Source organism: [Clostridium] innocuum (assembly GCA_012317185.1).
GTDB classification, from domain to species: Bacteria; Bacillota_I; Bacilli_A; order Erysipelotrichales; family Erysipelotrichaceae; genus Clostridium_AQ; species Clostridium_AQ innocuum.
Genome location: CP048838.1, coordinates 18,915 through 43,532, shown reverse-complemented (window position 1 = coordinate 43,532; position 24,618 = coordinate 18,915). Strand labels below are relative to the sequence as shown.

General features: G+C 41.0%; 23 protein-coding genes. 6 read left to right on the top strand and 17 right to left on the bottom strand.

Annotation, left to right across the window (positions count from 1 at the left end):
* Window positions 1-112: 112 nt before the first annotated feature.
* Window positions 113-1,048 carry a transposase gene (locus tag G4D54_00200; protein ID QJA05127.1) on the bottom strand — a complete coding sequence of 312 codons (936 nt, stop codon included), beginning with the start codon at window positions 1,046-1,048 and terminating at the stop codon, window positions 113-115.
* Between G4D54_00200 and G4D54_00195 the strand changes: the two genes are divergently transcribed.
* From G4D54_00195 to G4D54_00175, 5 genes are all read left to right on the top strand, one after another.
* Window positions 962-1,159 carry a hypothetical protein gene (locus tag G4D54_00195; GenBank protein QJA00892.1) on the top strand — a complete coding sequence of 66 codons (198 nt, stop codon included), beginning with the start codon at window positions 962-964 and terminating at the stop codon, window positions 1,157-1,159. The two genes, G4D54_00200 and G4D54_00195, sit on opposite strands and share 87 nt — an antisense overlap.
* A gap of 810 nt (window positions 1,160-1,969) precedes the next feature.
* Complete coding sequence (locus G4D54_00190; GenBank protein QJA00934.1) at window positions 1,970-2,449, top strand: PTS glucose transporter subunit IIA; 480 nt, start codon at window positions 1,970-1,972, stop codon at window positions 2,447-2,449.
* A 21-nt stretch (window positions 2,450-2,470) separates the two neighbouring features.
* Window positions 2,471-3,307, top strand: coding sequence for a PRD domain-containing protein (locus tag G4D54_00185; GenBank protein ID QJA00933.1), 837 nt, complete (start codon window positions 2,471-2,473; stop codon window positions 3,305-3,307).
* Window positions 3,308-3,444: 137 nt separating this feature from the next.
* Window positions 3,445-4,824: a PTS transporter subunit EIIC gene (locus G4D54_00180; protein QJA00932.1), complete on the top strand. Its 1,380-nt coding sequence runs from the start codon at window positions 3,445-3,447 to the stop codon at window positions 4,822-4,824.
* Between the two features lie 16 nt (window positions 4,825-4,840).
* Window positions 4,841-6,271, top strand: a complete 1,431-nt coding sequence (locus G4D54_00175; protein ID QJA00931.1) for a glycoside hydrolase family 1 protein — start codon at window positions 4,841-4,843, stop codon at window positions 6,269-6,271.
* Window positions 6,272-6,986: 715 nt separating this feature from the next.
* On the opposite strand, the gene G4D54_00170 is transcribed toward G4D54_00175, so the two are convergent.
* From G4D54_00170 to G4D54_00140, 7 genes are all read right to left on the bottom strand, one after another.
* Window positions 6,987-8,636, bottom strand: a complete 1,650-nt coding sequence (locus G4D54_00170) for a HAMP domain-containing histidine kinase (GenBank protein QJA00930.1) — start codon at window positions 8,634-8,636, stop codon at window positions 6,987-6,989.
* Window positions 8,620-9,300 (bottom strand): response regulator transcription factor, encoded by a 681-nt coding sequence (locus tag G4D54_00165; protein QJA00929.1) that lies wholly within the window; start codon window positions 9,298-9,300, stop codon window positions 8,620-8,622. Before G4D54_00165 ends, G4D54_00170 begins: the two co-directional genes overlap by 17 nt.
* 64 nt (window positions 9,301-9,364) lie before the next feature.
* Window positions 9,365-10,060 carry a GNAT family N-acetyltransferase gene (locus tag G4D54_00160; protein QJA00928.1) on the bottom strand — a complete coding sequence of 232 codons (696 nt, stop codon included), beginning with the start codon at window positions 10,058-10,060 and terminating at the stop codon, window positions 9,365-9,367.
* 109 nt (window positions 10,061-10,169) lie between these two features.
* Window positions 10,170-11,027 (bottom strand): 16S rRNA (cytidine(1402)-2'-O)-methyltransferase, encoded by an 858-nt coding sequence (gene rsmI / locus G4D54_00155; GenBank protein QJA00927.1) that lies wholly within the window; start codon window positions 11,025-11,027, stop codon window positions 10,170-10,172.
* A gap of 9 nt (window positions 11,028-11,036) precedes the next feature.
* Entirely contained in the window at window positions 11,037-12,107 is a 1,071-nt protein-coding gene (locus tag G4D54_00150) for a stage 0 sporulation protein (protein QJA00926.1), read from the bottom strand.
* Window positions 12,104-13,081: a DNA polymerase III subunit delta gene (locus G4D54_00145; protein ID QJA00925.1), complete on the bottom strand. Its 978-nt coding sequence runs from the start codon at window positions 13,079-13,081 to the stop codon at window positions 12,104-12,106. Before G4D54_00145 ends, G4D54_00150 begins: the two co-directional genes overlap by 4 nt.
* Window positions 13,074-13,706: a dTMP kinase gene (locus G4D54_00140; protein ID QJA00924.1), complete on the bottom strand. Its 633-nt coding sequence runs from the start codon at window positions 13,704-13,706 to the stop codon at window positions 13,074-13,076. The genes G4D54_00145 and G4D54_00140 overlap by 8 nt, the downstream gene beginning before the upstream one ends.
* Before the next feature lie 731 nt (window positions 13,707-14,437).
* Between G4D54_00140 and G4D54_00135 the strand changes: the two genes are divergently transcribed.
* The gene (locus G4D54_00135; protein QJA00923.1) at window positions 14,438-15,088 is read left to right on the top strand and encodes a YggS family pyridoxal phosphate-dependent enzyme; all 651 of its coding nucleotides are present in this window, start codon (window positions 14,438-14,440) and stop codon (window positions 15,086-15,088) included.
* Between the two features lie 181 nt (window positions 15,089-15,269).
* Here the strand turns inward: G4D54_00135 and G4D54_00130 are convergent, their stop codons facing one another.
* From G4D54_00130 to mutS, 9 genes are all read right to left on the bottom strand, one after another.
* Window positions 15,270-15,830: a DUF2812 domain-containing protein gene (locus tag G4D54_00130; GenBank protein QJA00922.1), complete on the bottom strand. Its 561-nt coding sequence runs from the start codon at window positions 15,828-15,830 to the stop codon at window positions 15,270-15,272.
* Window positions 15,808-16,146, bottom strand: a complete 339-nt coding sequence (locus G4D54_00125) for a PadR family transcriptional regulator (protein ID QJA00921.1) — start codon at window positions 16,144-16,146, stop codon at window positions 15,808-15,810. Before G4D54_00125 ends, G4D54_00130 begins: the two co-directional genes overlap by 23 nt.
* Before the next feature lie 316 nt (window positions 16,147-16,462).
* On the bottom strand, window positions 16,463-16,927 hold the full coding sequence (locus G4D54_00120) for a hypothetical protein (protein QJA05126.1): 465 nt from the start codon (window positions 16,925-16,927) through the stop codon (window positions 16,463-16,465).
* A gap of 165 nt (window positions 16,928-17,092) precedes the next feature.
* Window positions 17,093-17,308, bottom strand: a complete 216-nt coding sequence (locus G4D54_00115; GenBank protein ID QJA00920.1) for a hypothetical protein — start codon at window positions 17,306-17,308, stop codon at window positions 17,093-17,095.
* Window positions 17,309-17,346: 38 nt separating this feature from the next.
* Window positions 17,347-18,126 carry a nitroreductase gene (locus G4D54_00110; protein QJA00919.1) on the bottom strand — a complete coding sequence of 260 codons (780 nt, stop codon included), beginning with the start codon at window positions 18,124-18,126 and terminating at the stop codon, window positions 17,347-17,349.
* A complete protein-coding gene (locus G4D54_00105; GenBank protein ID QJA00918.1) occupies window positions 18,116-18,856 on the bottom strand; it encodes a tRNA threonylcarbamoyladenosine dehydratase in 741 nt (246 codons plus the stop codon). Before G4D54_00105 ends, G4D54_00110 begins: the two co-directional genes overlap by 11 nt.
* 1 nt (window position 18,857) lies before the next feature.
* Window positions 18,858-19,769: a tRNA (adenosine(37)-N6)-dimethylallyltransferase MiaA gene (miaA, locus tag G4D54_00100; GenBank protein QJA00917.1), complete on the bottom strand. Its 912-nt coding sequence runs from the start codon at window positions 19,767-19,769 to the stop codon at window positions 18,858-18,860.
* A 132-nt stretch (window positions 19,770-19,901) separates the two neighbouring features.
* On the bottom strand, window positions 19,902-21,989 hold the full coding sequence (gene mutL / locus G4D54_00095) for a DNA mismatch repair endonuclease MutL (GenBank protein QJA00916.1): 2,088 nt from the start codon (window positions 21,987-21,989) through the stop codon (window positions 19,902-19,904).
* 60 nt (window positions 21,990-22,049) lie between these two features.
* Complete coding sequence (mutS, locus tag G4D54_00090; GenBank protein ID QJA00915.1) at window positions 22,050-24,581, bottom strand: DNA mismatch repair protein MutS; 2,532 nt, start codon at window positions 24,579-24,581, stop codon at window positions 22,050-22,052.
* Window positions 24,582-24,618 lie beyond the last annotated feature (37 nt).

Sequence of the window (24,618 nt, the reverse complement as noted above, 5' to 3'; positions counted from 1 at the left end):
TTTTCCTGATATTTTTCTTCCATTTACGTGATGTTTAGTGAACTACCGCCAGCTAAAGAGCAAGCGGCTTCTAATGAAAGCCTGCACATTCATCAAAACTTTTTGTCCGTGTTCAGATACACGTAACTGGTACGTTCACCGTACCTCTACTCCATCGCTCTCGCTTTGGCATACATGGATATACTTTTCGTATGATATTGCTTGCTCCGTTGATATCAGCATTCATTAGAATGCCGTTTTTGCTTCTGTACAATCCTCGTTTAATTTTTTTCAGCTTCTTCCAACCCGCATGATTTCCTACGACGATAACTTCGATTCCTTCCTCCACACATAGATCTATTATTTTTCTTGATGCTTTGTGTAGGATATCCTTTACACGTCGATTTCGCTTTTCGCTGATACGTTTCATTCGTTTTGTTTGATGGATCCCTTTGCTATCCTTCTTTCCGATTCTTAGCAGTGAGCGATAATGTGCGATCTGTTTGTTATAGTATTGATTGACTGCCTTTATTTCATTTCCTTTTATCAGCACAGGGCGGTGTCCGCTCGTAAACGCAATCGCTGTCAGATTATCGACACCAATATCTATACCGGCTACTCTGGTTGCCTCATGGATTGGTATCGCCGGTTCCTTGATTTCTATCTCGCATACGATTTCAAGCTTGATAGTATCTTCATTGGGAATCAGACGTACTGCCTTCAGCTTCTGTTCATGCAGGTCCATCCTACCAAGATCATATCGGTCACGTATACACCCTGTCTGCAGCACTGCCTTAGGAAACTTTACATACCAACCATGTTTGTCTTTTCTCAGTTTGCATATCTGATTGGTGAAGATCAAGGGTTTATAACCGTCTTTATCTGCATATCGAGGAATATGAGGGACTGCTTCATATTTGTCAGGATGTGCTTTGTAATCCGCTAAAGCAGCAAAAAAGCTTTTCCAGTCACGATACAGCATATGCAAAACATTCTGATTTTCTTGCGCAGGAAGAGCACGGTAATCGATCTGGTCACGCAATTTGAAAAAACCATCCAGATGCTGCATGGAAACAAAGCGATGTTCATGATCAATGATGTGGAATGGTGTGCTATGATGCTTTTGACGTATGACATTCAATTCATCAACGACACCATTGAGTTCTTCCAGAACCTGTAACTCATGTGGAAAGCGATCCTCATTTGATTTGATGGAAGCACTGTACGCATTTCTTATATAGAATGAAGCGATGTTGTACAGATTTTTAGCACGATGCGTAAGAGCAGAAAAGCCGGGGGTTTTGCGGGTGATTAGCAGATAGGATACTAGAATATGTACGATATGATTTCATGTTGGAACCCCTCCTTTTGTTGACATCATTATACCACGAACGTAAGAAAAGCTTAAGGAAAGATTCGTGAAAATAGAAAGAAAACAGGGATGAAAAGAAAGATGGCTGCATTCATCCCCCACCTGTTCATCGACCACTGAGGTGGGGGTATTCTGCCTGCTTTTTAGATAAGAAATATCCGTAATTTTCAGACAAACTATAACCGCTCTTTCCATGATCTCAGGATGCTTAAACAGCTATTTTGTTACTTTTATATGCTTACCCCTTCCCTAATTAATTTAAAGGTATGTGATTTGTATGACTTTCTACAGGATGTCAATTAAAATATTGAAAATATATACAGACTCTTTATAAGCTGTAAAATAGTGTCCTTTGCATAAAAAGAACATTTTGTTTCTTTCTTTTTTTCAGCTTGATGAATGGGTGAATAGTAAAACATCCTATTACATTTTTACTTTTTTACATTTTTACATTACCAAAAAATATTATTGACAACGTTTTCATCGAGTGCTAAGATATAGGTGCAAATAAGATATTGGATTGTAACTCTTCGGGAGGCATTACCTTAAACAGGATTAAATCTGTTTTTTGTGTAAGCAGCTGAAGAGTTTTTTATTTGTCAGAAAGGAAGGAATCCTATGTTTAGTGTATTTAAAAAGAAAGAAAATATCACATTATATGCTCCAGTTACAGGAAAAACAATTGCAATCACACAGGTTCCTGATAAAGTGTTTGCTGAAAAGATGATGGGTGAAGGCATTGGCTTCCAATTTGAAGATGCAATCGTCTATGCACCTTGTGACGGCATCATCGCAACGGTCGCTCATACCTCACACGCAGTGGGAATTACAGCAAAAAACGGTGCGGAAATACTTATTCATATTGGACTGGACACAGTGAATCTGAATGGTCAGGGACTGCATGCATTCGTGCAGACAGGGGACAAGGTAAAAAAAGGGACACCATTGATAGAAATTGATCGAGCATTTATGAAAGAACAGGGCGTTAATCTAACAACACCAATGGTTGTGACGAATACCAGCGAATACAAAATGACTATCGAAGACGCTGGAGGTCATGTTATAATGGGGGAGGATAAAGTTATTTCATTTGATTAGGAGCAGAAGGGAGAAATATTCATGAAGGTCATTAAGAAAATCAACAACAATGTAGCAGTTTGTATCGATAATGATGGACATGAATTGATCGCCTTTGGAAAAGGAATCGGTTTTCCTAAAATCCCATATGAGCTTACAGATTTGAATAAAATCTGGAGGACCTATTATGGTATCAATCCCAGCTATTTAGGATTGTTGAATGAGATTTCGGAAGATGTATTTGCATTAAGCATAAAAATTACAGATCAGGCAAAAATGCGAATTATGAATGAAATTAATTCGAATATTGTATTTACACTTGCGGATCATATCAATTTCGCAATTGACCGATATAAAAAAAATATGGATATCAAAATGCCGTTTGTATATGATATTCAGTATTTATATGAAAATGAAATGTATATCGGCGAGTTCGCCGTTAAACTTATCAATAAAGAAATGAATGTTCATTTATCGAAAGATGAGGCTGTCAGTATTGCTTTGCATTTCATCAATGCTGAGAATATGCAGAGAAATGAAACAGACGAAGTCAATGAAAAGCAGATTATTAACGATCTTACGAATATGATAGAAGAGGACTTTGCTATTCATATCGATAAGGAAGGCTTTAATTACTCCCGATTCGTTTCACATTTGCAGTATTTACTTAAGCGCAGAGAAGAAGACACAGCAATAGCAAGTGAGAATAAAAAAATGTACGATTATATGAGAGAAGCATATGAAAACACATTTCATTGTGTCCTTCATATTAAGGAATATTTGATAGAAGCATTGGATTGGACCCTTAGTGAAGAAGAGTTATTATATCTAATGTTACATATTAATCAATTATGTAGCAGAGAGGATTGTAACCATTAAGTTGGGCATTACCTCAACATAAGAACACAGTATTTTCATGTGTTTTTGTGTTGAGGTTTTATTTTAGGCAAATTCAATGTATTATCGCGCGAAATACATTGTTTGCATATATATTCAGAAAAAAAGGAGAAAGATTTATGGCGAAGAAAGAAAAATACGAAGATTTAGCAAATAGTGTTATTGATCTGGTGGGTGGAAAAGAAAATATAACATTTTTCACCCATTGTATTACACGTTTACGTTTTAATGTAAAGGATAAAAGCTTAGTGAAAAAAGAAGCTATAGAACAAGTACAGGGGGTTATGGGTTGTCAATGGTCTGGTGAGCAATTACAAATTATTATTGGTCAAGCTGTAGGTGATGCTTATCAGCTGATATGTAAGAAAACAGGGTTGGCACAACAGGATGCCGTTAACGAAAATTTGGATGGTGAGAAAAAGAAATTCAGCTTTGCCGCAATATTAGAGGGTATCACAGGTTCTATCATACCTTTGATTCCTATTTTCATGGCAACTGGATTGATTAAGGTTTTAATGGTTCTGGCGAATCTGGTAGGTATTCTTCCGGCAGAATCCTCCACCTATCTTGTTTTAGGATATGCAAGTGATGCTCCATTGTATTTTATGCCGATTTTTGTAGCATATACAGCAGCTAAGAAGTTTAAGACCGATCCCAGCCTAGCGATGGGCTTATGCTGTTTATTAGTATTTCCTTCTCTGATGAATTCCTTTACAGAAGGTACATCAGTTACATTGTTTGGATTGCCTGTTTATGCAGCTACATATACGAATATGATATTCCCATCAATTATGGTTGTATTTGTAATGAGCTATGTAGAACGGTTATTTAAAAAAGTGATGCCGGAAATCATTAGAATTATGATGGTTCCTCTGTGTACTGTTATTGTTATGCTGCCTCTTACACTTTGTCTGATAGCTCCCGCAGGAATCTTTTTAGGTGATGGAATCACTTGGATTGTTGAAGAAATCTATAACAATGTCGGATTTTTAGGAGTAGGTATTTTATCAGGAATATATCCTATTCTAATCGTAACAGGAATGCATTCTACATTGGCTCCGGTCTGCATGTCATTCTTTACTAAATTCGGCTATGACCCATTGATAATTCCAGCTTGTTATATTGCGAACTTTACACAATCTGCTGCAGCGTTTGCGGTAACCATTAAATCCAAAAATAGGAATACAAAAGGTGTTGCCAGCTCTGCATCCTTAACTGCCTTTCTGGCCGGTGTTACAGAGCCTGCGCTTTTCGGGGTCAATTTCAGATTTAAAACGCCACTTATCGCATCTGTTATCGGCGGCTTTATTGGTGGATGTTATGCGGGAATCATGGGTTCAAAACTAGTCGCAATGAGTGGTTTGGGTGTATTCGCCTTGGCAGGATTCATGTCAAAAGAAATTATGAACATTGTAAATTATATAATCGGCGTTGTTATTGCTATGGTTATTACATTTGTTTTAACCCTGATTTTATTTAAAGAAAAAGAAAATTATTAGTTAGGAGATAGAGAACATGAGAAAAAACTTTTTATGGGGCGGCTCTACTGCTGCTAATCAGTTCGAAGGAGGCTGGAACGAAGGAGGAAAAGGTCCGAGTATCTGTGATATGATGACGAACGGCTCATTGAAGGAGCCTAGATATATCACAAAAACGATTGACAAAAACTTGTTCTATCCAAATCACAAAGCAAGTGACTTTTATCATCATTATAAGGAAGATATTGCATTGATGAAGGAGATGGGATTCAAGGCATTTCGTATGAGCATTTCTTGGAGCAGAATATTTCCAAAGGGAATTGAAGAAACTCCAAATGAGGAAGGTTTACAGTTTTATGACAATGTTTTCGACGAACTGATTGCGGCTTCCATAGAGCCAATCGTGACCATATCACATTATGAAAATCCGTTTTATTTAACAGAAACGTATAATGGATGGGTAGATAGAAGATTAGTTGATTTATATATTAAGTATTGTGATACTATTTTTAAAAGATATCAGCATAAAGTTAAATTTTGGCTGACATTTAATGAAATCAATGCAGGAGTATATTCTTTTGGTGGATATCTGGGATTAGGTATCCTTAATGAAGGAACAACCTCTAATTATGATCAGGTAGACATTCCACAGCAGAGGTTTCAAGCATTGCATCATCAGTTCATCGCTTCAGCAAAAGCTGTTCAGTTAGGACATAAAATCAATCCTGATTTCAAGATAGGGTGTATGGTGGCTTTAACAGCGAATTATGCTTATTCCTGTAATCCTGAAGATCAATTAGCAAATCAAAAATCATGGGAATACTGCAATTATTATTGCGGGGATGTACAGGTAAAAGGGAAATATCCTTATTTTGCAAAACGAATATGGCAAGAACATAATATAGAAATTAAAATGGAGGAAGGAGATACCGAAATTTTAAAGGCCGGTACAGTAGATTTCTTTTCCTTCTCCTATTATATGAGTAACTGTATTTCAACGGATAATTCCCTTTTAAAAACAAAAGGAAATCTATTTGGCGGTGTTAAAAATCCATATTTAAAGGCGAATGATTGGGGCTGGCAAATCGATCCTTTAGGGCTGCGTTATACACTGAATGAACTTTATGCAAGATATCAAATACCACTTATGATTGTGGAGAATGGCTTAGGAGCCATCGATGTAGTAGAGGATGGTAAAATTCATGACAGCTATCGTATTGAATATCTGAGAGAGCATATTAAGGCTCTGAAGGATGCTGTTGATATAGACAACGTAGATTTAATCGGCTTTTGTCCATGGGGATGTATTGATCTTGTCAGTGCCGGTACAGGGGAAATGAAAAAGCGTTATGGGTTTGTTTATGTGGATGCAGATGATAAAGGGAACGGAACTTATAACCGCAGCAGAAAGGACTCCTTTTATTGGTATAAAAAAGTAATTGCATCCAATGGTGAGGATCTGGATTAACAGAAGATGAAAATATTGCATAATCTGTGCAAATTGATAATGAGAGGATACAGGGACGCTGCCTTTAGGCGTTACCACTGTATTCTCTTTTTCTATTCGTGTACGTAAAATGATGATATAGATATTGATAATCCTATCGAAACATCACACAGATATCAAGCTGTAAAATCAGAAAAGAAAACATGATTGAGCAAATGTTTATGAATCTATATGTAATATATAGCTTTCAATTTCACTATTGTAAGAATGGTATTTTTATTTAGTCTGTTCAGCGATTCACCAAGCCAAGCATATCTCAAAGCATAGGACAATTTCACAGCTTATCAAAAGCCTTTTCTTATCACATTTTATTTAACAGTCCTTTCCTATTGGACCATACCGTTTTTATACCAGTAAACAGAGTTTCTATAACCTTTCCACCTATAGAATAATTGTAATTTCAATTTTCGTGTGCGAAACCTTTAAGCTTCGTTTTCAAACCTGCTTTACCTGTACAGCCTGCAAGTTATCTATCATAAAAAAGTATTTCTTTCTTGTTGCTATTTCAGACAAGCTTTTCTGAATCTCTATCTTGAGGTTTCATTTCATAAAAAAGCGTATAGTACTCATACGAGTATCATACGCTTTGCTAGATTATAATCTGATACATGCTCTTATTTACGGTGATTTCCCATTGAAATTTTGGAAACAGGATATTACCGCAATAGTAAAGCTGCTATTTCCTTATTTCTGCATTTTGGCTTTTGCTGTAAGGCAGAGAGAACCAGAAGGTACTTCCTACTCCTTCTTCACTAAGTACGCCGTATTCAGCCTTATGAAGCTCCAGAACAGCTTTAACAATGCTCAGACCCAGACCGCTGCCAACCCGGGAGCGCACATGCGTCTTATCCACCTTGTAATACCGTTCCCAGATATACGCAAGCTTATCCTTTTCGATACCCGGACCATGATCGATTATTTCGATACGAACCCTTCCCTGTTCAAGAAGCTGCTTCACGATGACCTGATGATCCTCTCCGCTGTAGTTGATGGCATTGTTAATCAGATTATAGATAACCTGATCAAGCTTGATTACATCTCCCTGAATTATGACATCTTCTCTATATTCAAAGCGAATATCATACTCATCCTGCTTTAAAAGAGTTTCATAGCGTTCGATGATGCTGCGGATTTCATCCGTCAGATTCATGGAAACCGCATGCAGCTCCTGTACACCTGCCTGCAGCTTGGATAGATCCAGCATATCATTCACCAGATTGGTCAGACGTTTTGTCTCATCAATGATAATCTGTACATTCTCCGGTGTGTTCTCACCGGGGATATCCCGCATAACCTCCCCGTATCCGCTGATCATTGTCAGCGGTGTTCGCAGGTCATGGCTCATATTCGCAATCAGCTCACGCCGCAGATTCTCCACCTTCCTCAGCTCTCTGGAAGCATAGTTCAGCGTATTGCTCAGCTCCTCAATTTCCAGATATCCCTTACCGCTGAAGGCAACATCATACTGACCGGTCGCAAGCGTTTTCGCTCCGTTGTTAATGGAGATGATGGGACGTGCAATCTTTCTTGAAAGATAAAAGGCCAGCATAAGCGCCACTACAGTCAATATTGCCGCAATGATGATAAACTGTGTCTTGATTGTTTCAATCGTAGCATTTACCGGTGTCAGCTGTGCATTGATCACACTGATTTTCATATGGGAATTGCTTCCTGTGACCACACTGATGTAGGTCATATTCTGCACACCCTTGGAAATTTTCATATTCTGTTTATTCCTGCCGTTGTCTCTGATATCCGATGTAAGCCGTGATGGAAATGCCTCCGGACGCGGTATCATAAGACCTTCCTTTGTCAAAGAGAAACGAAAGGATTCAAAGGGCACCTCCACCTTGGCAGTATCCTCAATCAGTCTGGAAGCTATTCCATTCTTCTGTGACAGGGCTTCCCCCTTCAGTTCATCAATAACATCTGCATGGGCAGCATAGCTGGCAGATTTGCTGAGCATACATTTGCCATCGCTTTCATTGCCCATAATCGGATCCTTGCTCGTATCCTCATCATAAACGATGACACAGAAATCCCCATTGCGGGAAATGTTTGAAATTTTTGTTTTATAGGATTCCATATCCAGTGAGCCATCCAGCTTCTGCGTAATGACTTCATTTACTTCACTGGCGGCCTTTTTTACGGAATTGGATTTGATAAACATATAAAATTTTTCCAGAAAAAATACCTGAAAAAACCATAGTACTGCAATGATAATGACAATAAAGAACACCAGTGTGACAAAAATCTTCCACTTGACGCTGATTGGTTTTCGCTCTTTTCTGTCGACGCCTGCCACCTGTTTATTTTTCAGCTTCAAAACGATACCCTACTCCGCGCAGTGTAATAATCAGGCGGCTGTAACCCTGCAGACTTTTTCTCAGCAGCTTGATATGCGTATCCAGCGTTCTGTCATCCCCATAGAAATCATACCCCCATACATCATGAATCAGCTGTTCTCTTGTCAGTGCGATTCCTTCATTGCGTACCAGATAAAATAATAGAACATATTCCTTTGGCGACATCTCCACCTCTTTATCATCAATAAAGACCTTGCGTGCCGTAAAATCGATTTTCAAGCCTTCATAGGTATAGATATCCTTTTTTCTGGTGTTTACATCACCATGATATCGCTTTAATATGGCACTGACACGCATCATCAGCTCTTTAGGAGAAAACGGTTTTACCACGTAATCATCAACACCGATTTCAAAGCCGTGGATTCTATCATATTCCTCTCCTCTTGCGGAGAGCATAATGACAGGAGTCTGCACATCCTTACGGATTTCCTTTACCGCAGAAAAGCCGTCCAGATTTGGCATCATGATATCCATAATGATTAGATCATATTCCGTCTGCTTACACTTTTCGATGGCATCCATTCCATCCACTGCTTCCTCAATTTCATGTCCCTCAAATTCACCATACTTACGAATCATGCTTCTGATACGTTCCTCATCGTCCACAACCAGCAGTTTGCTCATGTTATCACCTCTATCTGTATTATAACTTGAATGCCATACCCTTATGTGATGATTTTATGAATATTCAGGGAAAATACCAGTAGGTAAGCTTTTCATCTGTAATCATCCCTGCTTTTTTCTGAAGCCGGATACTGGCAGTATTATCCTTTACAATTTCACCATAGGGCAGTCTGCCGCGCTCCAGCTGTTTGCCAATCATCACCTGCTCCAGAGCCACAGCAAGTCCTTTTCTCCGCCATTTGGGATGAACCTCCAGAATTCCGATACTTTCCTGCTCATGTACTCCGATAAATCCGCATAGCTCACCTTTGTAAAATGCACCATACATACCATCCTGCAGACATTCACCGATATACTGTTCATTTGCCAGAGATTCCATTGAATGCCTGTATAATGCAATGATTTTCTGTGTATGTGATGCATCCAGCCTATTTATTACAAAGCCTTCCGGCAGGGCTACTGCAGGGGGTTCATCCTCAACATATACACAGTGAACACACTCCAGCTCGCTTTCCAGCTTTCGCATGGATTTCAGCCAGGGATCCGTATAGGTGTCATGGGCAACCAGTATGCCAAACTGCTTTGGCAGGTGCTCCACGATTTCTTTCCCTGCCTGATTATCTGCCGCAGCACTGTATAAAATCTTTGAAATTCTTCCCTGTAAAAGCAGGGCTGTCTCTGTTTCATATAAAACTAACCCGCCTGCATTCCTGCACTGCAGCATATCCGCATACAGACAGGGTTCCTTTGTTAAATTCATGCTCTTCTCCTTTTAAAAAAGGATTAACTCCTGTTTCATACAGAAATCAATCCTTATTAACAGCTCAATAACGTAGTTCAAACAATTGATTCACTTACGTTCAGGTATTTTAACATAATCCGTGGTACTGCTTATATATTTCATTTTTACTGAGGCCGCGCTCTCTTGCGACACGCTTGATTGCTTCATTGGTAGTCAATCCTTCTTTAATATAGGTATTGATCTGTTCATGAACAAGCGGCATTGCGGAATCCTCTCCCGGATCCTTGGTTTCTCTGGAGCCCTCCATAACAATTACCATTTCACCCTTAAGCTCCTCCGCAATTTCCAGAATTTCTTCGATAGTGCCTCTCAGAAACTCCTCATGCTTTTTTGTAAGCTCACGAGCCAGACAGATATTGCGGTTGCCCAGTACCTCAAGACAGGAAGCAAGCATTTTTTTCACACGGTGCGGTGCTTCATAAAAGACCATGGTAAACGGATAGTATTTTAATTCATACAATTCACGAATCCGTTCCTTTTCACCGGATTTCAAAAATCCGTAAAACAGAAAATGTCTGGTGTCCATGCCACTGGATACCAGGGCATTCAGCATCGCATTGCTTCCGGATATCGGAACGACATTAAAGCCCTCCTCGATTACCTTCTGTGTTACAACACAGCCCGGATCGCTGATCAAAGGATAGCCGGCATCACTCACAAGCGCGATATCCTGTCCCTGACGCAGCAGCTCCAAAAGACCGTTTGCACTTTGAGCCTCATTGTGCTGATGATGGGAAATCAGTCTGGTATGAATACCGAAATGCGTTAACAGCTTCAGTGTGTTTCTGGTATCCTCTGCCGCAATTACATCGACAGACTCCAGCACTTTCAATGCTCTTGGTGTCATTTCCTGCAGATTCCCGATTGGCGTTGCCACCACATACAGGGTTGCTTTCTCGTTTTCGAAGCTCTTCTGACGATTCATTTTGTTCACCTACCGATCGGAGAAATCTATATCCGGCCACAATTCCTTAAAGGAAAGAAACTGTACATCCTCTTTATTTTCAATCTTTACCTGCTGAAGCAGTACATTCATACTGGTAATTCGATATCGGCTTCCCTTGTATTCAATCTGGGAATTCATTTTCGGCAGACCCTCACGCAGCCGCTTATACTGACTGTCTTCAAATTTCAGACAGCACATCAGCTTGCCGCACTGTCCGCTCAGCTTTTGAATATTCAATGCCAGCAGCTGATTCTTTGCCATATTGATAGATACGACATCAAAGTCATTCATAAATCTGGAACAGCAAGTTTCCATACCGCAGGTTCCCAGACCACCAATGATTTTTGATTTGTTACGGGGACCGATCTGACGAAGCTCAATGCGGCATTTAAAAATACTTGCCAGCTCCTTGAGAAGCTCACGGAAATCCACACGCTCATCCGCAACATAAACAAAGATGATTTTACTGCAATCCAGCGTATACTCCGCTTCAATCAGATTCATATCCAATCCAAGCTTACGGATACATTCCGCACATATCTCCATAGCCTTACCGGCCTTTTCAATATTTTCCTGTGCCTGCTTTAAATCACGCTCTGTTGCTTTGCGTGTGATTGGCTTGATCTCCATTCCGTTGGACAAAAAGGTTTCTGTTTCCTTAACGATTTTTCCAAGCTCCAGACCACGAATCGTTTCAACCACCACATCATCACCCACCCGGTACTCATCCACATCGGTACCGAAGGTATAGATTTTTTTTGAATCCTTAAAGGATACAAACGCGATGTATTTATAAACTCTGCCTTCCGGCTTGCGCTCATTGTGGTTTGCCTTCTTGTGCTCCGGCTTTTGTGCAGGCCTTTGTTCCTGCTTCATTTCCTTCTTTACTTCCTGTCGTGGTTCCTTCGCTTCCGACTTCACATTGGGTTTTCCATCATGCTTGGGATGATGCTTCATATCCCGTTTCTGTTCAAAGCCTCTGTCATGATGCTTTTTTTTATCCTGCTTCGGATTCGGATTTCCTTTTGAAATCCCGTTCCTGTCTTCCGACTGATTCATTCTGTCACCTCTTTCATTCTGTATAGCATCTGATCAACGAGCAGCTGCAGGTTGACCGAACGCAGTAATGTATCCTTCGTCTGCATGAGAATCTGCAGAATTGCTGCCATATCCATGTTTTTCTTCTGATATTCCTTCAGCATATTCTGATACCATGTATCCGATTGCCGACGACTGCCACGCAGACAGTCACGGAAGAATATAGTAAGCATATCAAGCAGATAGAGCATTGCCTGCTTTCCGTGCTTTTTCTGTTTTGAAGGAAAGCCTTCCAACTGCAGAAACAGCAAAGCATCATATGGTGAGGAAAGATAACGCTCCAGCATTCCCTTCATTAAAAAGCGGGCATGCTGATAATCCTCACTTTCCGAAGCCTCCAGAATTTCCGACTTCTGGCGGATCATGCTGCTGAGCAGATAGGCATCCAGCGCCTCCAGATCTTCCTGTACCGCCGCATAGCACTGTGATGCGCTCAACGGGGTAAAGGGGATATTCTGACAGCGGGAAATGATGGTAGGAAGAACTCTGTCCAGCTGTTCCACAATCAGTATTGCAATCATATCACTTCCCGGTTCCTCCAGAAATTTCAACAGGGAGTTTAATGCATCCGGTGTCGCATTTTCCGCATGATCCAGCACATATATTTTCTTTCCGGTTTTTTCAAGACCAGTTTTTGCGAATGCATGCTGCAGCTTCAGAATATCGTCCTTCTTAATGGAAACACTTGTTCCATCCAGATATATCATATCGGCATATTCGTTGTGTGCAATACGCTCACACGTATCACATACTTCACAGGCGAAGCCTGATTCCCTGCAAACCAGACTCTGGGCCAGCAGATATGCAGTTTCTTTTTTGGGCGTACCGCTGGGACCGCTGAACATATAGGCATGCGCAAGACGGTTATGCTCCAGAGCATTTCGCAGAGTGTGATATACCACCGGCTGCTGTTCTCTCAGAATATCTTTAAACATGGTTTTCTATAATCTCCATAAGACAGGCTACTGTATTGTTCAAAACTGTATCCACATCCGGATTGGCATCCACAATATGCATACGTTCCTTAAATTTGTCTTTGATCAGCTCATAGCCCTGTGCAACCAGCTTATGGAACTCCATACTTTCATTGTCCAGTCGATCCTTATTGCCACGGCTTGTGACGCGGGACAGTCCTGTTTCAAAATCAACAGAAAGAAATACCGTAGCATCCGGCAGATGCCCTTCAATTGCGAACTGATTGATAGCAAAGACCTCCTCAACACCGATACCTCTGGCAATTCCCTGATAAACCAGAGAGCTGTCCACGAAGCGGTCGCAGAGAACGATTTTTCCTTCCTTCAGCGCAGGCAGTACCTTTTCTATAAGATGCTGGCGGCGGCTGGCGGCATACAGCAATGCCTCACAGCGTTCATCCATTGCCGTATTAGCCGGGTCCAGTATGATGCTGCGAATCTGTTCCGCAATATCTATGCCTCCCGGTTCTCTTGTATATAGTACAGGATACCCCATCGCTTTCAGCTTTTCATATGCAAGCTTACTGATGGTTGTTTTCCCGCTTCCGTCATTTCCTTCAAATGTGATAAACAATCCCTTGTTCATAGCCTGACACTCCTTTAACTAGACCCTATCATTATAGCATAATCAGCTATTGCACTACAAAGAGATTTCTCATGCTATTTACAGCATTGTGTACTGATAAGCTGCAGAATATGTTTTCAGACATAATTATGAACTCATACTGAGGAGTAAGCTTTGAATTTTCCATCATAAGGAAAGCCTCCCAGCTTTTCTATTAAGTTCTTTGCTCTGGTCTAATCTGTACCGGTTCCGATGAATGATACCTGGATACAATACACATGGATAATAAAAATACACGCATAGGTTTTTATATTGTCACAGTACAGACTTAAAAATGCATAAAATATTACTAGTTTGCTCCTGCATTCTCTTTTTTCTTTATCGATCAAAATTTTCGTATAAAACACCAGTCCCTGCATAAGATAGTGTTAGGGAACTTCATTCATTCCCTTCAACATACAGGCAGCATACCTGCCAGATGGACAGAGTCAATAGATTCTGTCTTTTCTGTTCTCTGATGTTCGCCTCTTCCTAATGTCTTTTGCCATTTCATATATTGAATTTTTCTTTGCAGTATACATTCACTGCCTATCCTATACAAAATAACTGTAAAATAAAGGATTACTGCAAACGCGTATAAGCATAACTTTTTGGTAATCCGACAACTAATTTCTTCTTCATTTCCCGCATATGAAACAGATTCTTTTCTATCTATACAAAATAGTGCTATAATATGATACAGGTGATGCAAAATGGATAAAAAGAAACTTCAGGAAATACAGAAACATCTTCCGGATCATGTTACACTGATCGCAGTAAGTAAAACACATACGAAAGAAGAAATTGATGAAGCCTATGCCTGCGGATGTCGGGTGTTTGGTGAAAATAAGGTACAGGAATTAAAAGAAAAATATGATGATCGCTATCAATGGCATATGATTGGTCATTTACAGCGCAATAAAGTAAAGGATGTTGTTCCTCTCGCTGATATGATCCAAAGTCTCGACAGTCTGCGTCTGGCTGAGGAAATAGAAAAGCAGTGTGCGAAAATCGATAAAATTATGCCGGTACTGATTGAAGTAAATATATCAAGAGAAGCAAACAAGACTGGTGTGTATATGGAAGAATGTCCTGCCTTTGTAAAACAGTGCATGCAGTATAAACACTTGGATGTTCAGGGACTGATGTGTGTTGGTCCACTGGATGCGGATCGTGACCGTATTGAGGAATGCTTTGAAAGGATGAACATCCTCTTTCACAAGCTGCAGAGTGAATATGGCAGTGAGCAGATCCGCTATCTGTCCATGGGGATGAGTGATGATTATCCGATTGCTTTGAAGCATGGTTCGAATATGATTCGCCTGGGTACTGTGATTTTCGGTAAGCGAAATTATTCTATATAAGCATATCATATTCATAAAGCCTGTTGATTATTATACTGATTGATCTCACGTAACCAGTAAAACAAATACTCCTGAGCATAAGTAATACAATTATAATAAAAACCAGAGAACATTCATTATGAATAAGCTCTGGTTTTTTCATAAACACAAAGTAACAGATTATGAAGCATACTGCATCGCCTTAAGTGCTTTCCTGCTCCTTCTTTGCCGCATATAATTTCAGCGTGCATCTTATTAAAAACAGGAGTTCAAACAGCATAATACCGGAAATCAAAGAATATACAACAAGAAACCATGGATCTCTGTCAAACATTTGTAAAGCCTTCCACAGACCGGGAACTATGATAATAGAAAATATGATTGCACAAAACAAGGTAAGAAATACACTTCGCTTATAAATAGACTCACAATATTCCCGCCGCGTTTCACGATCACTGAAAATCTCCGAATTGTTTTCTTCCCCATTCTCTTTTCTGCGAAAATAATAGAAGGAATTAAACATCATGACATATTCCCAGCCGCAATCCTGAAACAGCTGTATATAAGCATTCAGATCCTCTACTTCATCACGATAATCCAGTTGATAAATCCAGTTTTCCGGTATGCATTTCTCAAAGACATACCCCCTGAAAACCGTATAGCTTTTCAGCTTCCAGCCCTTTTGATGCATTTCTTCCAGAAACTTCTGTTCTTCGCCATATTCCGCAAGTGAGAAGAATCTAAAGATTCTCTTTGTTTCCATGATAGCATCCTCCTTTACTGTTGATATATAAGCGGTTAATACGGGCCAGCTCCAGCTGCAGTACCGTACTGCCAAGCTCTGTAATTTGATAATATTTTCTTTTTTCTTCCTCTCTTGTAAACCTGATCAGCTGATCCTTTTCCATTTTTGAAAGAGTTCCATACAAGGTTCCTGCACTTATAATGATTTCGTTATCTGTAATTTTTTTCACATATTGAATTACATGATAACCATGGCGTTCCTCCTGCAGGGAAAACAGAATATAAAAACCGGTTTCTGTCATCGGCACATAAACACGTCTTATTTTTTCATCCATAGATAACCTCCAACTACATTGTATCTCTATATATCGAATCTCTATATATACTATATCGCAGTGCTATCTATATGTCAATAGAAACTGACTCTGCTGTCTCAAAGGCTGCTGCATATTTCATTCCTTTTATTCATTTATAGAACAATCAGTGATCATAAGGCTTTTCTATAACAACAAGAAATTAAGCGAACATAATAAAAAGAATCAAATATCATAAACTGATAAATTTGATTCCTTATATGTTATATTTTTAATATGACACAGAGTACCCTGCATCCTTAACAGCTGTTCCTCTTCTCATCTGCTATGGATCGCACTACATGCAAAGCTTCTTTGACATTACAATAATATTATCAGCTAATTTTTCCGTTCTGCTGTACCCATATTTTTCATATACCCAGTATGGATTGAATCCATCCCTCCATTCATAAATACCGATACCTTCGAGGTATTTCCGATGGAAGAGCGGATATACCTTTTCCAAGTTCTCCATCAGAGCATCCAGCATTTCAACCCGAGGAACTCCATATCCAACCTCGAAGCAGCCTATTGTCAAATAGCTGTCGCTATTCCCTGCTGTTCCTGTCATATAGCCGTATTTTTGTAAAATCTCTCTTGGCATTACCTCCAGTAAGCCAATTACCCTATCATCCAAAACTGCGAAAATTCCAGCAATATCTTCCTTTTGCCATACCTCTGAAAACACCTTGGATTTTAATGATATACAGCTTTGATGATATTGCTCAGAGGGATTACCAAAGGGATAATTGGTAAGACACATCGACATTTCTCTGAGATAATTATGTTTTGTGATAGGTATGAATGAAATTTCAACCTTATGTAAACAATTTTTAAACTGCTCAGCTGTCAAACCATTCCACTTTGAGAATACAGGTTCTTCATCCTCTGCATTTCTTTCAATCTGCAGGGCTGCATACAGCTGTTGCTAATGCAACGGTACCGTGTCTATTTTTCGACCACGATCGTATACATCGATAAAGCAATTTTCACATTTTCGCAAATTTTTTTTATCCGATGGCAGCTGATGATATGGAATTAAATTGATTTGTATGTCTGTGCCCTCCAGCCAGATCCGAAGCTTTTCAATCATTGCAGCTGTAGCTTCACACATCGGCGAATAGACAACATCTATTTGTCTCATAATATCCTTTCCAAATAAAGTCTGTTAGCGATAAGACGTTATTTCCCTGTCCAGGCCTTTAAGGCTTCCTTTACACTTCTAGTCATTTCCTTACTGAAGGAGGCTCCCGTTTTTCTCGCATAGAACTGCTGTGCATAGTTTTTCGCTGCGTATTTATTCTGTGTCAGAAATTCCTTTTCCGCACGCTCGGCAAACATTTGCTCATATTCCTCTTTTTGCAGCTGCCGATAGGAATCCTCAAATACCACAAACCTTCTATCAAAGCGTTTTCTAAACACCTTTTTGTGCTCTTGTTTATAATGTCCGTAGCATAGCATTGCGATGGGGAAGGTCTCATCGGGAAGCTGAAGCAGTTCCTTTACCGTTTCATAATTTTCCAGTATATCACCAATATAACAGGAACCGATTCCCATAGATTCCGCAGCTATGACACTGTTTTGCGCTGCAGCCATCGCATCCTCCACCGCAAGCATTAAATCCCCCTCCGCAGGTGATGTAAATGATAATCCGTGCTTTTCCGCATACCTCTTTACGCCGTTCATGCGATAATAATCAAACCAGCGGTGATGATCTGCGACAAATACAATAACAAGCGGGGCATCCTGTATAAACATCTGATAGTCACAAAGCTTACTTAGCTTCTTTTTCTTTTCCTGATCACGGATGATGATCATGGAATACAGCATCTGATTTCCAGCAGTAGGGGCAAGAAGAGCACTCTCGATAATGGCATTTTCTTCTTCCTCACGCAGCGGTTTCGCAGCGTAGGTACGCAGGGATGTACGGCTACGAATAACCTTCAGAGTTTCATTGTCCATGGTGTTCTCCTTTCTCAAGCAGTATGCGCATAGCATAGGAAGCCGCTGCAAGACCGGCAGCACTCGGAACAAACGGTGAGCTGGCAGGCGGCATTTTCTGCTTTCTGGTAACACCGTTTTCATTTATGATTTTGGTTTGTACGCTGGGCTGTTCGCTGGAAAACACAACCGGAATCTTTCCTTTTATATGATGCTTCCGAATCAGATTTCGCATAATTTTCGCAACAGGGTCATAGCTTGTTTTCATAAGCTCACAGCACTCCACCTTTGTCGGATCCAGACGGTTTGCCATCCCCATGCTGCTGATAAAGGGTATTTTATGTTTCAGGCAGTATGTGATTAAGGAAAGCTTACTGCTCATGGTATCAATTGCGTCGATAACGAAATCCACCGGTTTATCAAAGAGGACTGCATTTTCCTCTTCCTTATAAAATATATCCTTGCAGATGATTGTACAGTCCCTGCGATAGCTTTCCATCCGTTCCTTCATAACCTCTGTTTTTGATCGACCGATGGTAGCATAGACGGCATGTATCTGACGGTTCAGATTGCTGGGTGCAACGGTATCACCATCAACAAGAATCAGGGTTCCGACTCCACTTCTTGCCAGTGCCTCCGCAGCATAGGAGCCAACACCTCCGACACCTACAACCATGACGGTGGAACGCTTTAATATTTCCAGATTGTTTTCTCCAATCAGAAGCTCCATTCTCTGTAAAGGTGTTTCCATCTCAGTTCTCCATCCATGCTTTTACATCTTCTAAAATTTTTTCGCGATAGTTCTCATCTTCAACATCATACCAGTGCACCTGCATCTGATTGCGGAACCATGTATACTGGCGTTTCGCAAAATTACGTGAATTTTTCTTAATACGTTCCACACAGGTGGCAACTGATTCCCTGTCCTCTATGTAAGCTTTCCATTCCTTATAGCCGATTCCCTGAAAGCTTTGCAGACTCCAGACATCCTCCTGCAGGGTATGGAGCTGTTCAATTTCCTGCAGCAGTCCCTGCTCCATCATGGTATCGACTCTTGCATTGATTCTCTCATACAGCCGCGAACGATCCATTGTAAGACCTATGATATAGGCATCGTAAACAGGACGGTGTTCCTGTGACTCAACGATTTCACTTTTTTTCTCTCCGGTATGTGCCATCGCAAGAGCACGAACGATTCTCTGCCTGTTATGCGGATGCAGATTCTCACAGGCTTTTGGATCGATGACTGACAGCATTCCCCATATTTCATCCGTACTTCGCTCTGCCAGAAAATTCATAAACTCCGTATCCTGCGGCTGATCGACAAACTGATAATCATACAGACAGGACTTTATATATAGCCCTGTTCCTCCACATATGATGGGAAGATGCCCATGTTTGGTGATTTCCGCTATGTATTCTCTGGCCTTCTCCTGAAAAATTTTAACATTGTATTCCTCTGTAAAGGAACAGAAATCAATCAGATAATGCGGTACCTCCTGCATTTCCTCCTTTGTTATTTTTGCTGTTCCGATACTCATTTCTTTATAAACCTGCATGGAATCTCCGCTGATAACCTCTCCATGACAGGCTTTTGCCAGCTCCACACTAAGACTTGTTTTTCCTACGCCTGTGGGACCTGCAATCACCAGTACTTTTTCCATAATTAACTCCGTTCTCTCACAAGATATCCTCAGTATTCACAGTATCCGTTCTCACTGTAGCCAGAGGTATGCCATTTCAAAAGGCAGCGACTACAAGCAGCTATATGCTTGCAGGCTGTTTCCTCCTGCTGCTTATCCACGTTCAAATTCATGGATCAATGCCTTATCCTCCATACAGATCATTGTCGGTCTTCCATGCGGGCAATGAAACGGCTGCTCACAATGTGCTAAATCCTCTATGACACGCTTCATTTCATCCAGTGTAAGACTGCGGTTAAAGCGTATGGAGCTGTGACATGCCATGGTAGCTATTGCATGCTTCCGCAGCTTATCCAGACTGATTTCCTTATCCTTTTCCCATATATCAATCATATCGCAGAGAAAAGCCTCTTCTTCAACATCCTTCATCCACAGCGGCAGCTGACGGCACACAAAGGTATGATCTCCAAAGACCTCAAGATGAATGCCGAGCTGTTCCAGCAAAGCGTTCAAATCATCTGCCTGCGAAACAGCAGAAATCGTAGATTCTATTGTTATAGGCAGCAGCAGCGGCTGGGTATCATTGTTTCCGTCAAGAATCTGCTTTCTGATTATTTCATAATGATAGCGCTCCTGTGCTGCATGCTGATCAATTATGTACAGACCCTTTTCACCCTCTGCCAAGATATAGCAGCTGTGGAACTGACCAATCACACGAAGCTGTGGGAGACTCGGATTCAAAGGCTGTGGCTGTTCCACCTCTGCCTTTTTCTCATAGACAAGCTCCTCGGACTGACTGATTTCCTTGTATGCAACAGCTGCATCCGAAGAAATGTCTGGTTCTATAGCTTGTGTGTGTGCCTCAGACCCGGTGTCGGCAGCAGGCAGCACTTCTGTTTTGTCAGTGTCCTCATGCTGAACCTTAACATCTGCTTCCTCTGTCACCGCCTTTACCGATGTTGAATCCTCAGACTCGTAGGATGCTGTTTCTTCCCGGATTTCAGGAAGAATTTCCTTAGTCTTAGGCTGTATCGAAGCAGCTGATTCTTTTCTCCGGTTTTTATCTGCTTCGATTTTTCTACGCAGCTCTTTCATATCCAGAGAGGGCTTTTCATTCTTTTCCGGATGTATAAAGCTGTCGTTTACTTCCTCATGCAGTCTTGAAATGCTATCATCACGTTCATACGTAAACTGCAGCTCCTGCTCTTCCACCTTCTCTTTTACGGTTTCCTTTGTAATATTAACTCGTGGAACCTCAAGCTGTTCCTGCAGTGCTTTGCGAATGGTCTCATAGAGGAGCTTTTCCAGCTGCTTTTCCTTGGACAGACGAATTTCCCATTTGGACGGATGTACATTGACATCCACCAGCTGTGCATCCATCAGTAAATCAATGACAACGATAGGATATCTGTCCTTCGGCATATAAGGTGAGTATGCATCCAGTATTGCCTTCTGCAAATGGTAATTACGTATCATACGGCCATTGATGTACAGCAGCATATAATATTTTGTTGCACGGTTAAACTGCGGCTGCATGATATAGCCTTTTATCTTATAATCCTGATCACTTCCATCCAGCGAAATCGCACTCTTCGCACTGTCTCTTCCATAAATCTGCATAAGTACTTCCAAAAGATTACCGCTGCCCTTGGTTTTAAAAACCGTTCTTCCATCATGAGACAGGCAGAATCCGATTTCCGGATGGGAAAGGGCAAACTTCTGAACTACATCCGAAATAAGAGAAAATTCATACTGCGGACTTTTCAGATGCTTGAAGCGTGCCGGTGTTTTCTGAAACAGATTCTGAATTTCTATCATGGTTCCCTTCGGAGTCCCACATGGTCTGGCACTGATCAGCTTGCCGTAGTTGATCTCCACCTCTGTAGAGCTTGTGCCGTCATTTGTTCGCAGCAGTACATGAGAAACAGATGCGATGGAAGGCAGTGCCTCCCCGCGAAATCCCATTGTATGTATATTCCAGAGATCATTAACCTCTTTCAGCTTGCTTGTGGCATGCCGCTCAAATGCCAGCGTGGCATCCTCAGGATCCATACCGTCACCATCATCTATAATCGTAATGGTCGCAATACCACCCTGTGATATTTGTATTTCTATATTTGATGCGTGTGCATCGATACAGTTTTCAACCAGTTCCTTTACAATACCCTGCGGACGTTCCACGACCTCTCCAGCCGCAATCATATTGCTGAGATGTTCGTCCAGTCGATTGATTCTACCCATAAGTACACCTTCTTTCTTATAAAACAGAAAACCTGTAATCCGGGATTACAGAGTTCTCTTCTATGACATTTTTTCCTTCAGCTCATACAGAAACTGCATGGCTTCCATCGGTGTCATTTTATTTACATCTACCTGTTTAACCTGATTGATGATTTGCATGTGCTGCGGATTCTCTTTTTCTATGACGAGTGGTGGCTTCACCTCTTTTACCATATTCGGCTGCAGCTCCAGATTGTCCAGAATCTGCTTGGCACGCTCCAGCACGGAGGAAGGAAGATGTGCAAGACGTGCAACATTGATTCCATAGGATTTATCTGCTTTGCCGTCAAGCACGCGGTATAAAAATGTAACCTTATCATCCTCTTCATGTACATCCACATGCACATTGCGGATACCTGCATTCTTTTCTGCCATTTCTGTCAGCTCATGGTAATGGGTAGAAAATAGCGTTTTCGCTTTGATATTTCGCATTATATATTCAATCATAGCCTGCGCCAGTGCCATACCGTCATATGTGGAGGTACCGCGCCCGATCTCATCAAATAAAATGAGTGAATTTGCTGTGGCATTCTGTAATGCATTGTTCGCTTCGATCATCTCCACCATAAAGGTTGACTGTCCCGACATGATATCATCACTTGCGCCGATCCGTGTGAATATCTGATCAAAGATTGGCATTTCCGCTTTCTTTGCAGGGACAAAGCAGCCTATCTGGGCCATGATGACAAGAAGAACGGTCTGTCGCATATAGGTGGATTTACCACCCATGTTCGGTCCGGTAATCATCAGAATGTCATTGTCCTCACCCATCTCCAGATCATTGGAAACATAACGTGTTGTTTTCATCATTCGATCCAGAATTGGATGTCTTGCTTCCTTCATGTGAATGGAATGACCGGTATGAAACTGTGGCCGTGTATATCCGTTTTCACTGGAAATCTCTGCAAGGGCATATAATGCATCAATCGTGGCCAATGCATGTGAAAGATCATGCAGCTTAGGCAGATATACCTTGATTTGATTCAGAAGGTGATTGAATAGCTCTGCTTCCAGACGGATACTTCTTTCCTGCGCATGTACAATCGCGTCCTCTTTATCCTTCAGCTCCTGCGTGATAAAGCGTTCTGCGTTGGTCAGTGTCTGCTTTCTGACATAACCAAATTCATCCTTTATAGAATCAAGATTGGTTTTTGTAACCTCAATATAATATCCGAATACACGGTTGTATCCGATTTTCAAAGACTTTACACCGGTTCTTTCCCGCTCCTTGTTTTCAAGCTCAAGAATCCAGTTCTTCCCGTTTTTACCGATTTCGCGCACCTGATCGAGCTCTTCATTATAGCCCTCCACGAACACACCGCCATCCTTTAATGTCAAAGGAGGATTATCGATGATGGCACCCTCAATCATATCGTACAGCTCCCGGCATGGATCGATACTCTGAAATTCCTCATAGGCACTGCAGTCATGAAATAATTCAAAAATCTGCGGTGTATGCTCCAGCGTTTTGATCAGTCGCAGGATATCCCGCGGGTTTGCAGATCCATAGGCCACTCTGGCACTCAGTCTCTCCATATCATAGACAAAGCCCAGATGCTCACGCAGTTCATCCTTCGTAATGAAGTTATCATTCAAATATTCAACAGCATTCAGACGCCGGTTAATCATCGCTGTATCAACCAGCGGGTATTCAATCCATTTTTTTAATAACCGAGAGCCCATGGAACTGCGGCATTTATCAAGAAAGCTCCATAATGTCTGTGAGCGTGAATTGCTGCGCAGACTGGAGGTCAGCTCCAGATTCTGCTTTGTCGAAAAATCCATCTGAAGAAAATCATTTTCATACACCATTTCAACAGCATTCAGATGAGCCATATTTCGCTTCTGTGTTTCATCCAGATAATTGGTGAGAACGCCAAAGGCAGTTTCCACACGATCATCTTCAATTCCATTCAGCAAATGACGGTATTCTTCCTTTAATGCGTTATCATTATGATAGGAAACGGTAATTGTCTGCATTTCTTCTATCATCTTCACGATTTTCTTATCAAACTTCTCCTGTATTACAATTTCTCGTACATTGTTTCCCAGCAGAACCTTCTGTATTGCCATGACATGCTTATCAATCAACTGTGCACGCAGCTCTCCAGTTGTCATTTCACAGAGTATGACGGCAAGACCGAATTTAAAGTCATGCAGAGAAGCAATATAGACAGTTGTTTTCTCATCACTTACTTCATCCATGATGGTTCCGGGTGTAACGATTTTGATGACATCCCGCTTCACCAGTCCCTTTGCCAGTGCCGGATCCTCCAACTGCTCAACAATTGCGACTTTATATCCTTTTTGAATCAGTCGCTGTATATATCCCTTTGCGGCATGATGTGGAATTCCACACATCGGTACCCGTTCTTCAACACCGGCATTTCTTCCTGTCAGAACCAGATCAAGCTCACTGGATGCCGTCTTTGCATCCTCGAAAAACATTTCATAAAAATCACCGAGACGATAGAATATGATTGCATCCTCATGCTGTTCTTTTAATTCCAGATAATGCTTCATCATCGGTGTATAGGTAGCTTTTTTAGTCATTTTATCAACTCCACTCACTGCTTATTATTATAACATG